Source organism: Actinokineospora inagensis DSM 44258 (genome assembly GCF_000482865.1).
Taxonomy (GTDB): Bacteria; Actinomycetota; Actinomycetes; order Mycobacteriales; family Pseudonocardiaceae; genus Actinokineospora; species Actinokineospora inagensis.
On the sequence record NZ_AXWW01000030.1, the window covers coordinates 38,750 to 51,879 of the forward strand.

Here is a 13,130-nt window from a genome sequence, read left to right on the forward strand (position 1 = left end):
CCCCCTGCTCCAGTAATCACCCGGGTACACATGGTAGTAGAACCACGGTCCAGGATCACCGGACTCAAGCAGCCAAGCGAAGAGAACACGGCCGACCGCGGCAAGGGTCGACGGCTTACGAGGGCGAGTGGGCCTATATGCCGGACATATCGCCCCACCGAGATCCAGCAGACCTACCGAGGTCAGGTTTCGCCACACCAACGCACCCAGCACCCCACCCGATAGCCACACAAGAGGCAGATGACGATTGCCCGCATCCTCAGCAGCCCAACCAACAGCCGGGTCACCCATCCTCGACAAACCGGGGCCACCGCACGCCAGATCGCGGACCTCCTGGGTCACGCCCGACCATCGATGACCCAGGACGTGTACATGGGCCGGGGCGCGGTCAACCGGACGACCGCCGACAAGCTCCAGGCCGAGCGATGGGGCCGCGAAAACGGTGAGTAAACGGTGAAGATGATCTAGGACCGTCCGGCTACAGCGCCGCTGACCAGGGAGAAGAGTGGGCCGCCTGGGGCTCGAACCCAGAACCTACGGGTCCCCGCTCCGCCCTAACCACTGTCTTCTATGGACTATCCACACCTATCACTACCTGCACAAACGGCCACCGACTACCGGTGATCCTTCCCCGCAGCCGGTGGTCGTTTCACGTCGTTTGTGCGGGGTTTCAGCGGGCTTTGATCTCGTTCCCACCCGCTGCCAGACCCTCCCCACTTCCTCGCACAGGCCATCCCTAGCGGTGGGAGGTTGGTGTCAAGGGTGGAGCTTGCTCCATCGCGCAGCGACGCCGCAGGCGCCCTTGATAGCGACCTCCCACCGTTAGACGCTCGAGGCCGAGGAAGCACCCGCCCGAAGCCGCGGTGACCTCCCGCCAGCTCACCCCGACTCCAGTCGCGTCGCCTGCGCGGAGCGGCGCACCCTCACCCGGTGCCCGGCCGCGCCGCGCGCTCGCGCGGGCGTAGCGAAGCGGCAGCCCGCGCCGTAGCGCGATGGATGCGGAACCACCCACCCAGGTGACCGGCCCGCAAGCCGCGCCGCGCAGGCGGCGCGGCCTTGATCCCATAGAGGCAAGTTCAGCAGTAGGCGGCCTAAACCGCGCCTGGGGCGACGCATGTCTTGGTCTCTGAGTCCATCGTTCGAAGCATCTCAGGGTCATTAGCAGCCATCTTGCCTACGGCGCTGACGAAGACGTCGATGCGGTGCTCAAGGTATGCCGAGAAAGACTCGCGCCGGAAGGAAGCTTCATGGCTCAAACATCAGAATGCACTGAGGAGTCAAGACTGGCGAAGACTTGCGCGCAAGGATATGTCCTTCAAAAGACTATGTCGGAATGTGGTGAATAAGTGCTGCAGCAGGCGAGTTAGGTGAATGGAGTTGAGCCGCTACACGGAGGCTGGCAAGGTGTTCGGCAAGCCGATTCGAGCGGATGTGAGTCGCCATGTCTGCGACTCGGTGGCCGATGGCGACACCGGTTTCCGCGTCGCCGCCGGCGAGATGGGCGGTGGCTAGGTCAGCGAGGAGGAAGGTGAGGCGTTTGGTGCGGGTGGTGTGGGGTTGAGAAGTGGCTTCCGTGAGGGTGTCGATGGCTTTGGTTGCGTAGGCGGGTTCATGAGTGGCGAGAATGGTGTAGACGAGGCCGGTTTCGCCGGTAAGGAGAGTGTGGGTGTAGGTGCGGGGCTGGGGCAATGGGGCGCCGCCTGAGTAGGTGAGGGCGTCTTCAGCGCGGGTGAGGGTGTCGATGGCGCGGGCTACGTTTCCGGACTCGGCGTAGGCGCGGGCATGGGAAGCGAGGATGAGGGCTCGGGCTTCGCCGGAGGTGGAATGGTCGGCGGAGAGGGCGGCGAGGGTGAAGGCGTTGTGGGCTTCGGTGTAGTGGCGGTCTTGGACGTAGACGCGGCCGATTTGGTTGAGGGCCAGGGCGGCGCGGAGGTGGTCGTTGGCTTCGCGGGCAACGGCGAGGGCTTGGCCGGTGTAACGGAGGGCGGGGCCGGGGAGGCCGACGCTGTGGGAGGCCCAACCGGCGAGGGCCAGCAGGTCGGACAGAGTAGCGCGGAGCTGGTGGTCGACGTCATCCGTGTGGGTGGCCTTCAGTAGGCCGCGTGCCCAGCCGAGTTGGGCGATGACGGCGTCACGGACTGCGCCACCGCCGAGTTTCTGTTCTTGGGTCCAGAGAACGCGGGTCAGTTCACGGAGTTGGTCAACCTCGGTGTGGCCGACGCGGGAGGGGGTGGGGGTGGCGACGGCGGGACTGCTGAGGAGGGCGAGGTCGGCGCTGGTGAGGGTGGCGCCCATGGCGATCTTGGCCAGCAGGCCCATGAACTCTCGTCGGTCGGGCACGGGTGACACCGCCTCTCTCTGGGAGGGATCTTGGTGAGTGGGGTTCTCCGAGGTGGGGATGTAGGCGAGGCCCATGAAACCGCGGGGGATGCCCAGGCCGTCGGCGATGCGGGCGAGGACGTCGTAGGTCATGACCTGGCGGCCTCGGGCGATGGCGGAGACCTCGGGCTGGGCCTGGCCGGTGAGCAGCGCGATCCGTCGCTGGGAAACACCGTGACGTTTGAGGGCACGGTAGACGGTGACCATGTCGCGTTCGGCGAGAGCGGACCGGACGATGGGCTGGTCCCAGATCGCCGGGTCCGGCCGCTCATAGAGGTTGCCCCAGGTGCTCATGCCTGCCTGCTTCCGCATCGGCGCTGGTCACACCCCTAGTAGCGGACCAGGTACCCAAGGTAACAACGCCGGAGTGACCCGTCACGCCACAAACGCGATGAGACGACCGGTATATACGCCGGGCATATCACCCCACCGATATTTACCCGGCCCATCAGGGTCAGGGGTCAGCGCGCCAACGGGTCCAGTACCTCGCGCGATGGCCGCACAAGAGCCAAGTGGCGGTCTCTCCTTCGAGCGGCGCATGCCCGCATCCTCGGTGACCCAACCGACGGCCGTTTGGAGTAACCATGAGCGAACAGCAGCGACCGAAGCCAGTGACACCGGAGAACGGCGATGTGTACCTGTTGTCCCGACCTCCACAGACCACGGCTAAGGTCCTCGCCAACGCCAAGCGTGGGCAGTCGTGGCCCGGTGGGGTGCCGTCGCTGGTGGAGGACCTGAACTACGTCATCGGTCATGCGCGAAACCTGCTGACCAGCCTGGCCGACGATGCCTTCTGCGAGGATGGCGGCATAGAGGTCGACAACCTCGACAGCATGGCCTATCGGGTCATCGAGGCATGCCGCTGGCTCCAGGTCCACCAGGCGGTGGCAGCGTGATGACTGCCACGACCGCTGCGCCCGCTGCGATGTGGGACGAGATCACTCGCGCGACCAACTCCATCCGCGAGCACATCGAGCAGAACAACCTGTGGACCAGCAGTGTCACCGTGTTCACGACCCGCTCATCGTCCAGCCGTGTGGAGATCCGCGTGTCCGGTGAGCTCAGCGAATCCTGCGCCCGTCTGCTGGACTGGCGCGACACCCTGACCAACACTTGGCTGTACATGCGGGTAGGCAGGGAGCCGGGCGAGTCCGACGTCAGCGTATTCGGACGCTTCGCCGGAACGGCGGTGACCGTCACCGCACCGCTCGGTGAGGAAGACGTCAGCGGCCTCAGCGGCAACCAGCTCGGTGAATGGGTTCTCGACTGGCTCCACACGCACGCGGGTTAGCACCCGTCCCGCGCCGGCCAACGAGCGATTCCAACCTGGCGCGGGACGGCGCTACCTAGGTGAAGTACGGGGCCTGGTTCTGGCTCCCGTGTTGTATCCGAAGCCGAATGGTCGGGTGCATGTTCAGATCGCCCAGCGAATCGACCGGATGCCACCCGACTTCCTTGCTCTCGTCGCTGGTTCGCAACGTTCCGCCGACTACTCCAGCCCGGAAGCAGATCGAGAACTCCTGTCGAACCTCGCCATCGGTGTAGGCGATGACATGACCCGGGTCGCTATAGATCCCCACCAAGCCGGTCACCTCGACGTCGATGCCAGTCTCTTCCTTGACCTCGCGCATCACCGTCTGCGTAAGGGTTTCCCCCACGTCGAGAGCACCGCCAGGGATCGAATACAGGTCGTTGTCCGTCCGCCTGATCAGGAGCAGGTGCCCGTCAGCGTTGGTGATGTACGCGGTGACGGCGACCACGATGCTGTTCGGAGTCGGCGCGTTAGGATCGTGGTAGTAGTCGGTGCGTGCCATAGGAGTCTCCTACCACCTCGGGGGCTTGGCCAAGCTCCACACGCTGTCGAAGCTCTCGGAATAGGTCTCGAACAGATCCCCACCGGAGAGACGGCGAAGGTGGATCAGTGGCGCGTGCCCGGCCACGTAGCCGTACACATGGGTGTTGACCAACATGTCATCGTCATACCGGTAGATGCTGTTGTAGAGCGTCGTGCCGTGGACGCGAACCTCAGCCCCCGGCGTTTCGGCAACCGGACGGAAGAACGCGAGCGAGTTGCGGGCTTTGGCCGGGATAGCCTCGCGCCCGATCCCTTCCTCCTCGCCGCGTTGAGCGAGTGCTCGGGACGCGGGATCACCGAGCAAGACGCGGACCTTCACCCCATCCGCCGCCTTCGCCTGCAAGGTGCGGATGAAACGCGGATTGTCGGCGAGGAACATGCCCGCGTAGATCAAGATCTCGATGTAGCGGTTGGCGCCTTCCAGCAGCCGGTCCCAGGTCTCAGCGGGCACTGAATGGCGGTGCGGGTAGAGCTTGACCACCTCTGACGTGCCGATCTCCGTCTTCCGTTCGGGCGCCACCGCGTCCGGCCACAGGTAGTTCTCCGTCTCACGGACCATCAAGGCGATGGTGTGGCGGTGACGCGGGTAAGGCGTCCGCCCCTTGGTGATCCAACGCTCGACGGTCTTGGGGTCGACGTTGGTCGCCTTGGCGATCTGATCCAGGTCCAGACCGTTCCTGAGCAGCGCGTCTCGGAGACGCTCGTTGGCCATGCCCGCCCTCCCCGGTGACGTTTAGGGACGTCTCAAGCTAGCACAGGACGTCCGTAGATGTCCCGCCATGCGGTGCTCCCGTCCTCCATTTTGGACGAAAGTTGGGTATGTCCGGGAACCACTCGGGCGGACCCGACCAGGAGGAACGACCCATGCCAGTCATCCCTACGCGGTTCCCGGTTCGGTTCGGGGAGGTGTTCCCCATGGGTGCGTTCGTGCTGGGCGTTGAGCCGTCCATGGCCTTCTCCGACAACCCGGCCGCACCCAAGCAGCAGGAACGGGACAAGGACACCGGGCAGCTCGTGTGGACGGTGCGAGCGCTTGACGCCAATGAAGAGGCAGCTCGGTTCGGTGCTGAGTTCAAGGTCAAGGTTGCGGCCGACCACCAGCCCGTTCCGCCGCCGAAGCCCAACGGATTCCCGTTCCCGGCGGTTGAGTTCGACGGCCTCACCGTCACCCCGTACGCCAATGCGAAAGGCCGTATCGCACACAGCTTCCGCGCGACCGGGATGCAGGCCCCTTCCACCGGCCGCAAACCCGCCGGTGAGCAGAAGACGGCGGCGTGAGCGGCTGGACTGTAGAGATGCGCGACATGGTCCAGGTCCACGTCACCGACGACGTGCCGATCAGAGCACAGGCGCTCCCCTTCGCCGACCGGGTCGAGATCCGATTCGGGAAGGCGTTCCCCGTCGCCTTGATCGTGGACCGGACCGCTCTGGACACCCTCATCACCGCGATCACCGCTGGACGAGCAGAACTCGACGCGGCGAGGACACATGGCCAAGAGCGCGGCAGCCCAAAGCAGCCTCGGGACAGGCAATGACAGGCCAGGACATCCCGGAGAATGAACCACCGACGCTCTCTCAACGGCCGTCGTGGCGGCTGCGAACCCCAATCCCGGCAACTCTGACCGCTGGAAGGGCCTACGTACTGCCCGGCCCAAGGCGCGGCGCACCCCGCACGGAGTGGATCGAGTACTACCGCTGGTGCCAGGAGGTGTTCCGAGCGATCGCCGCGACCGACACCCGGCACCGGAATGAGGCACTGGCAGAAGTGTTCATCGCTTCCGACTGGGAAGGGAGGCTGAACAACCCAGACTCGAACATCGACCCGAACGAGTACTACAAGCCTTAAGTCCATTGTGGATTGACCACGCGAAGCTCGCGTGGCGATGACACACGTCTTCGTACTGATTCAAGGGATCGTGGGCACAGAAGCGGATCTCGGTTTGGCGGCCTGTCCGCTTCTGTGCTGTCCACACCAGACATGGAGTAGACAAGTGATGAAGCTAGAGCATGGCGCTGTGGTGGCGCCAGACGGGTCCACCGTGCTGCGTAGTGGTGGTGGGCTGTGAGGGGCCGGTGGGTCGATCCGGCGCCGTTGGAGGTGGCCCGGCCGCGTTTGCCGTGGTGGACGTTGTTGCCAGTGGGGGCGAAGGTGGTGTTGCTGCCGTTCGCGACGTTGTGGGTGGCCTGCTGGTTGGCTGGGCAGGCGGGACGTGTGGTCTGCCGCTATCCGCTGACGGTGGCGGTGTGTGCGCTGGTGGCGTGGGGTTGGCTGGCTTGGGGTGAGTGGTCGACCACGGTCGTCGGTGGCGTGTTGCTGTTGGGGGCGTCGGCGTGGTGGTACTGGGGGCCGGAGTCGTTCGCGCGGTGGATGGTGTTGCCGCGTACGGAGTTGCGGCGGTTCTGGGTGTACGCGACCCGGTGGCGGTCGGTGATGCGGCTCGCGGAGCTGACCAGGGACAAACGCGGCCGGGAGTACCGCCCGGGGCTGGGCGGTGTCAGAGCGCAGGGGTGGCGCGACGTCGTGCGGGTCCGGATGGTGCGCGGGCAGGCCCCGGAGCAGTGGGAAGCCCGCGCATCCGGGCTGGCGCACGCCTTCGACGCCCGGTCGTGCCGGGTGCGGGTGATCAAACCCGGCGTGATCGCGCTCGACTTGATCCACGCCGATCCGCTGGTGCTGCCGCTGGACGCTCCCCCGTTGGCCGATGCCGTGGACCTGCGGCGATTGGTGGTCGGGCGCACCGAGACGGGGCGGGCGTGGCGGTTGCGGCTGCACGGCAACCACGTCCTGGTGGTCGGCTCCACCGGGGCCGGCAAGGGCTCTCTGCTGTGGTCGGTCGTGCGGGCACTGGCACCAGCGGTGCGGGCGGGGTCGGTGCGGCTCTACGGGGTCGACCCGAAGGGCGGAATGGAGTTGGGGCAGGCACCGGGCCTGTTCACCCAGGTCGCCTATGACAACGGGGACGCCGCCGTGACCCTGCTCGAAGACCTCGCCGCCGAGATCAAACGCCGCGCCACCTCCTACCGAGGACGGCGACGATCGTGGTCACCCGAGTCGGGGGACCCGTTCCTGGTCTTGGTCGTTGACGAGTTGGCCGACCTGATCGCCTACCAGGCCGACAAGGCATTGCGCGAACGCGCGGCCAGGGCGGTGCAGACGATCACCTCGCAGGGGCGGGCGCCTGGCGCGGCGGTGTTGGCGTTGGTGCAGGACCCACGCAAGGAGATCGTGTCCTTCCGACACCTGTTCACCATCCGCATCGCGATGCGCCTGGACGAACCCACCCAGGTCGACATGGTGTTGGGCGACGGGGTCCGCCAGCGCGGCGCGGCGGCCCACGAGATCAGCGAACACACCCCCGGCGTCGCCTGGGTCAAGGAAGACGGCAAACGGGAACCAGTCCGAGCGCGGGCCTTCCACATCACCGATGACGACCTGGCCGAACTCGCCGTACCCACCCTGATCGGCGGTGTCCGATGAACAGGCTCACCACTGTGTTGACCGCTGTCGCCCAACACATCGAACTGTGTGGGCTCACCGACGCAACTCATTTCACGGCGCCCGACCTCCACCACGACGCCGTGATCCAACTGGCCTCAGACAACCTGTGCCAGAGCAGCAACCAACTCTTGACCTGGGCAGCCACGCTCGTCGACCCATCCGCGCACGCCTGGCGCCCACCGCACGGCCACCGTGTCCACGTCGACATCATCGGCACCATCAGCAACGACATCGTGGTCCGCGTCTACATCGGGGTCGCGTTCGACCCGGCTCGGTTCCCGGACCTGGAACCCGACGGGCAACAGAGTGTCGGCATGTCGGTCCTGCGGGCCTGGGCGGCTGAGGCGGTGGCAGCATGAGCACCCGCGCCGAGCGCCTCGCCCAACCCCTCATGACCGACGTCGTCACCGCTACTGCAGAGAAGTACGGCGTCTGCATCCGCCCCTTCACCATGGAAGTCGGCGACCTCGACACCGGCGAACTCAAGTACATCCCGATCCCCTGCGGGACCACCATTGAGTCCGCCTGCGGCCCCTGCGCCCGCAAAGCCCGTGCCCTGCGGATGACCCAATGCCGGGAAGGCTGGCACCTGGACGAGGAACCGGCCATCGACAAGACACCGCCCACCCGCGACCACACCGAACTGATGACCTACCGCGCGGACCTGGTCGCCGCCTACCGCGACTCCGAGGAGGAAGACCTGCGGGAGGAAATCCACTCGGTGGACGAGGAACTGCGAGCCCTCGGTGTCCGAGGCCGCCTCCCCTCCGTCGATGCGCCGATCAAGCGTGCTCCCCAACGGTCCACCAAACGCCGCCAAGAGGCACCGAACCTGCCGCGACGGAAGGTGGAGCGACGGACCGTGGGCAGGGAGTATGCCGGTGGGTTCCGGCCTTCGATGTTCGTCACCCTCACCTGCGACACCTACGGCCCCGTCCGCAACGACGGCACCCCGATCAACCCCGACCGCTACGACTACCGCCGCGCAGCCCGCGACGCGATCCACTTCGCCTCCCTCGTCGACCGGTGGTGGCAGAACCTCCGCCGCGTCGTCGGCTGGGACGTGCAGTACTTCGCCACCATCGAACCCCAACGACGCATCGCCCCACACCTACACGCCGCACTGCGCGGCTCCATCCCCCACGAAGTACTCCGCCAGGTCACAGCCGCGACCTACCTCCAGGTCTGGTGGCCACCCCACGACGAACTCGTCTACCGCGACCGCCTACCCGTCTGGGACAACGGCCACTTCGTCGACCCCGACACCCGCCGGCCGCTCATGCCCTGGGCCGAGGCCATCGACCAAGTCCCACAACCCGCACACGTGGCCACCTTCGGAACACAAGTCCACTCGAAAGGCATCCTCGGCGGCAGCGACCAGGCCGGACGCCACATCGGATACCTCACCAAGTACTCCGTCATTCTCTTACTGCACACTGGTTGGCATGACCGCTTCCCGCCCCCGCCGCGCAGGCGGGCGTACGCATCTGGACATCGTGCCTGAGCTGCTGGTTTGGGCGCTATATGGCCGTGAGTCGTTGGACCCCAAGGGCACAGCCGTTCAGGTCACCAACCAGCTTGCCGACCTTCGCCCGTTCGCCCTGGGGATCGGCGGACGCATCGGTGAGGAATATCCCGAGAACAACGTGTCCGCATTCAAACGGGTACGGGTGATGCTGCCGGACGGCACCTACGGCTATCGCGTGGTGCGGCCCGACTGGGACGCCATGATGACCGCGCTTAGGCGGGGAGAGTTCAACGCGCTAGCGTTGCCCAATATCGACCGTGGGATGCGCGACCCGCGCGACTTGGAAGATCTGATCGATCTGGTCGAGCAGTACGGCGTGTATGTGGTGGGTCGGACCGGGAGCATCGATCTCACTACCGATGAGGGGATTTCCAGCGCGAGACGGGAAGTCGACCAGCGCAATCGCGAGTCACGGAACATCTCGCGTCGCATGGCCGATGGGAACCGGCGGGCAGCGTTGGCCGGTAAGGTACATGGCGGACATAACCGGGCGTTCGGTTGGCGAAAAGACCGAACCACGATGAGCAAGCGGGAAGCCGCCCATATCCGGCGAGAAATTCCGCGCTTGCTCGGCGGTGTGCGTCCACGAACGATCGCGATCGAATGGGAGAAGCGCGGGATACCCACGATCAACGGTGGCCAGTGGCGCGCTATGACGATTCAGCAGATTTTCACTAACCCTCGCCTGTGCGGGTGGCGCACCTACCTTGGGGAGGTGTTGCGCGATGACGACGGCAGTCCGATTCGCGGGCAGTGGGAGCCCATCGTCAGCGAAGAAGAACACTTGGCGTTGGTCGCGAAGCTGACCCCTTCGGACTCGGCAGAGGTTCCCAAACGGGGGCGGGGCCATGTCACGCGGCGGTTGCTCGCACCGTTCACGCGATGCGGTCGGTGCAACGCACGAATGAATGGCGGCACCCGTGTCGACAAGCGTGCTGGCAAACCAGCCGGTCAACGTATTGTCATCTACAAGTGTCCGCCACGCGGTTTCGGAGGATGCGGCCGCGTTTCCCGCGCCGCCGCCCCGATCGATGAATACATCACTGCGCTGGTCCTGGCCGAACAGAGCAAGATTCAACTCAAGCGCGCGGAAGAACTGCCACCATGGAGTAAGGAGCACGAACTACAAGCAGTGCTCGATCAAATTAGGGAAGCTACCGAAGCGTATAAGAAGCGGCAGATTTCGGGTAGTCGCTATTTTCCACTGATGGCGTCACTCGAAGAGGGGGAGAGTAAGCTTCGCGCGGAAAAACGAAAGTACGAGGCGAAACGCCAAGCGCGTGTGACACGAGCTGTGAACCTTGAGGCCGAATGGAACCGTCCTGACTTCACCCTGGAACAGAAACAAGCAGCGATAGCGCGCAGCCTAACCGCTGTTATCGTCCATCCCGCCCCCCACCCCGGGGCTCGCTTCACACCCGACCAGATTACCCCGGTGTGGCGCCAAGACGACGAATGAGCAACAACCGACACGCGAAAGGGGCCCCGGCATGGCGCCGGGGCCCCTTTCATATTTCAGAGCTTCTACCTCTCTCCGGAAACGTCCAGACCGTAGATGGCTGCCACCTCACGCGCCCACGCCCGTGAACGCGGTGGCGCGTTCTTCAACTGCTCCTGCGCCCATTGCTCAGGAGTGGGCACCACAGCAGGCGTCCGGCGGGCCTGTGGCTCCGCTCTGACGACCGACGGAGCGCCTGGCCGACCGCACCCCTTCGCGCGCCGCACGGCCGCCTGAGACGGTCCCTCGACGTCGCGTCTGCCCTGCCGGGGCTGCGGCACCGCCGCGTACCCGTCCGGGGCGGAGACCGATCGGTCACAGCCCAACCGAGAATCCGCGGGGTTGGCTTCCCGTTCATGAACCTGACGATCATCGCTACTTCCTTGACTAGCCGTGAACTCGGTGGTGATCGATAACGGCTCAGATGCCGCAGCCACCACCCCCGCTTACGCCAGGGAGGGACCCCACACGGTCCCCCGGCACATAGCGAATCCAGCGGATTTCGACCATGCGAACACCACCACGTCGCCCCCTCCCTGAACCACTTCTGCCCAGGTCAGCGCAGGGAGAACCAACCAGGGAGGCTACCGGGACAACTCCCTGCCTCCCTGACCGCTCCCTGAGCCGACCCGCGTCGGCCAGCGTCGTGACACCCTCGCTGCCCACCGGCGAACATCTGAAATACACGATCTTCGTTTTCATGTCGTGTCCCTACTCGACCACAGCCCGCTGGAGTGCGAGCCACCACCCAGTAAGACACGGAATCCCTGAACCGGCTATACCAGAGACGGCATAGAACATTCCACATGTGAATAAGCTAGACCGCTTGCCGAGTGCGCCCCGGACGCTCGATAGCGGGAACTGATGAAATCCGCCCCCTGGCTGCCATCTCTCCAAAAGAGCTGCGGCAAACGATCAGTCCAACCCTGCCAATTTCCTGCGACGTGATGCCCATTCTGAATCGCGCCAAGTTCCTGGTAGCATATCTATTGCTTCAGCGGCTATTCGCTTCGCTTGACTAGCGTCGCCCATCGCATGCAAAACAAATGCACGCTGCCCATGAAAGAAGGCGGTCGTGTACCAATAGGCGTAGTCTGGCAACTCATCTTCGGGCGGCAACTGGTCGCTTAGGTGATCCGCTTCGCGCAGTGCCAGTAATGCGTCATTCCTACTTCCGCTTCGAGCGTGTAGCTCGGCCCTTTGGAATGTCAGGTATGTCCGCAACCCGACGTGCACCCTCTCGTCTCGAACGGCCGCCTCATTAAGGGCCGTTGCGGCGTTGAGATTGTCGCGTCGAAGGTTCTTGTACGAAAGGAAGCTTAGCGCTGTTGACAATCGCTGCAGGTCACCGCTCTCCAACGCCAAGGCGATAGCCCGGTCAAGGTGGGCCTGTGCTGGCCCCCACCTTTGGTCGGGTATATTCAGCCAGCCGAGATATTGATGCATCTCACTCAGCAGACCCACCGATTTCGAGCGCACGTCCCCTGTAGCATTTTCGGCGAGAATAGTCGCCAACTCAGCCTGTTGGAGCACGGTAGGACGGACGGCGGAAGCATTGGTTACGTCTTCTAGTCTCCTGAGGCCAGCAAGGACCGTCGCCACGGTATCTACGGCTTGGGGGTCAGTGTGATTCTCACCTTGAACTATCTTGTCGATTCGATCTTGACCGCCAGCTAGAGCCTTTTCGATTTCGACCAATAGAGCGCCTTCGGTGGTTGCGCGGTTGCCGAAAAACAACCCGCTTCCCGTGAGGCGACTTTGCCCCGGAAGGTCGAACCAAAGCATCTCCTGTGGCAGATGGAGAATCTGCGCGTAACGTTGGAGTGTGTCAAGGTTTTGTTCCGGCTTGCTGCCGTTCTCAGTTTTACTCACCTGTGCCTGCGTAAGGCTAAGCCATCGCCCTAGTAATTCCTGGTTCAGACCCTTGCCGAACACTCGGAGATGATGGGGATGAAAGCGGTAAGCCTTGAATACTTTGCCGATGTCTCGACTTGCGAAGGCTGCTCGAAACTCGTCTGTCTCGAAAAACTCCCGGGGATACTCGACCGGCACGGCGAGTTGGTCACGGACGTCCCGAAGACACTTGCCGCACATGCTCGCGGTGTTGTCTGCCGCCAACGGCGAACCGCAATTTGCGCAGCGTCGGGACACTTGTCCCGTGGAACCCCCACCTCTCGGGGTACGTCCAGAGATCATCTGATCACCCGCTCCACGTGAAAAGCGTCCATCTTGTGCATTCACAGGATATACCTCGTGTCCTTTGCCTCTCCGGCGCGCGCTCTCGCGCAGTTCCCGACCGAACACGGTGCGCCATATTGGTTCAGACCATTATGTGGTCATGGCGCACGGTCGATCCTGGGTCGCATCGATG

At 64.4% G+C, this 13,130-nt stretch carries 12 protein-coding genes and 1 pseudogene; 9 read left to right on the forward strand and 4 right to left on the reverse strand.

Annotation, left to right across the window (positions count from 1 at the left end):
• Positions 1-1,323 precede the first annotated feature (1,323 nt).
• A complete protein-coding gene (locus tag H504_RS0113205; RefSeq protein WP_157440381.1) occupies positions 1,324-2,673 on the reverse strand; it encodes a helix-turn-helix domain-containing protein in 1,350 nt (449 codons plus the stop codon).
• Between the two features lie 290 nt (positions 2,674-2,963).
• On the opposite strand from H504_RS0113205, the gene H504_RS0113210 reads away from it, so the two are divergent.
• On the forward strand, positions 2,964-3,275 hold the full coding sequence (locus H504_RS0113210; protein ID WP_157440382.1) for a hypothetical protein: 312 nt from the start codon (positions 2,964-2,966) through the stop codon (positions 3,273-3,275).
• Positions 3,275-3,670 carry a hypothetical protein gene (locus tag H504_RS0113215; RefSeq protein ID WP_157440383.1) on the forward strand — a complete coding sequence of 132 codons (396 nt, stop codon included), beginning with the start codon at positions 3,275-3,277 and terminating at the stop codon, positions 3,668-3,670. The genes H504_RS0113210 and H504_RS0113215 overlap by 1 nt, the downstream gene beginning before the upstream one ends.
• A 55-nt stretch (positions 3,671-3,725) precedes the next feature.
• Here the strand turns inward: H504_RS0113215 and H504_RS0113220 are convergent, their stop codons facing one another.
• On the reverse strand, positions 3,726-4,193 hold the full coding sequence (locus H504_RS0113220) for an NUDIX hydrolase (RefSeq protein WP_026423171.1): 468 nt from the start codon (positions 4,191-4,193) through the stop codon (positions 3,726-3,728).
• Between the two features lie 9 nt (positions 4,194-4,202).
• Positions 4,203-4,946, reverse strand: coding sequence for an XRE family transcriptional regulator (locus H504_RS0113225; RefSeq protein ID WP_026423172.1), 744 nt, complete (start codon positions 4,944-4,946; stop codon positions 4,203-4,205).
• A gap of 203 nt (positions 4,947-5,149) precedes the next feature.
• Between H504_RS0113225 and H504_RS34790 the strand changes: the two genes are divergently transcribed.
• From H504_RS34790 to H504_RS44020, 7 genes and pseudogenes are all read left to right on the forward strand, one after another.
• The gene (locus tag H504_RS34790; protein ID WP_245614227.1) at positions 5,150-5,512 is read left to right on the forward strand and encodes a plasmid replication, integration and excision activator; all 363 of its coding nucleotides are present in this window, start codon (positions 5,150-5,152) and stop codon (positions 5,510-5,512) included.
• Between the two features lie 17 nt (positions 5,513-5,529).
• Complete coding sequence (locus H504_RS34795; protein ID WP_051385806.1) at positions 5,530-5,769, forward strand: hypothetical protein; 240 nt, start codon at positions 5,530-5,532, stop codon at positions 5,767-5,769.
• Positions 5,766-6,080 carry an AMED_5909 family protein gene (locus tag H504_RS41135; RefSeq protein WP_157440384.1) on the forward strand — a complete coding sequence of 105 codons (315 nt, stop codon included), beginning with the start codon at positions 5,766-5,768 and terminating at the stop codon, positions 6,078-6,080. Before H504_RS34795 ends, H504_RS41135 begins: the two co-directional genes overlap by 4 nt.
• A gap of 291 nt (positions 6,081-6,371) precedes the next feature.
• Positions 6,372-7,712, forward strand: coding sequence for an FtsK/SpoIIIE domain-containing protein (locus H504_RS34800; RefSeq protein ID WP_051385793.1), 1,341 nt, complete (start codon positions 6,372-6,374; stop codon positions 7,710-7,712).
• Complete coding sequence (locus H504_RS0113250; protein ID WP_026423173.1) at positions 7,709-8,092, forward strand: hypothetical protein; 384 nt, start codon at positions 7,709-7,711, stop codon at positions 8,090-8,092. Before H504_RS34800 ends, H504_RS0113250 begins: the two co-directional genes overlap by 4 nt.
• A pseudogene (locus H504_RS34805) lies at positions 8,089-9,670 on the forward strand (replication initiator); the annotation flags it as partial. The gene H504_RS0113250 and the pseudogene H504_RS34805, both read left to right, overlap by 4 nt.
• A 111-nt stretch (positions 9,671-9,781) precedes the next feature.
• A complete protein-coding gene (locus tag H504_RS44020) occupies positions 9,782-10,720 on the forward strand; it encodes a recombinase family protein (RefSeq protein WP_483756966.1) in 939 nt (312 codons plus the stop codon).
• A gap of 954 nt (positions 10,721-11,674) precedes the next feature.
• Here the strand turns inward: H504_RS44020 and H504_RS43045 are convergent.
• Positions 11,675-12,877 carry an NsdA family TPR-like regulatory protein gene (locus tag H504_RS43045; protein WP_245614228.1) on the reverse strand — a complete coding sequence of 401 codons (1,203 nt, stop codon included), beginning with the start codon at positions 12,875-12,877 and terminating at the stop codon, positions 11,675-11,677.
• Between the last annotated feature and the right edge of the window lie 253 nt (positions 12,878-13,130).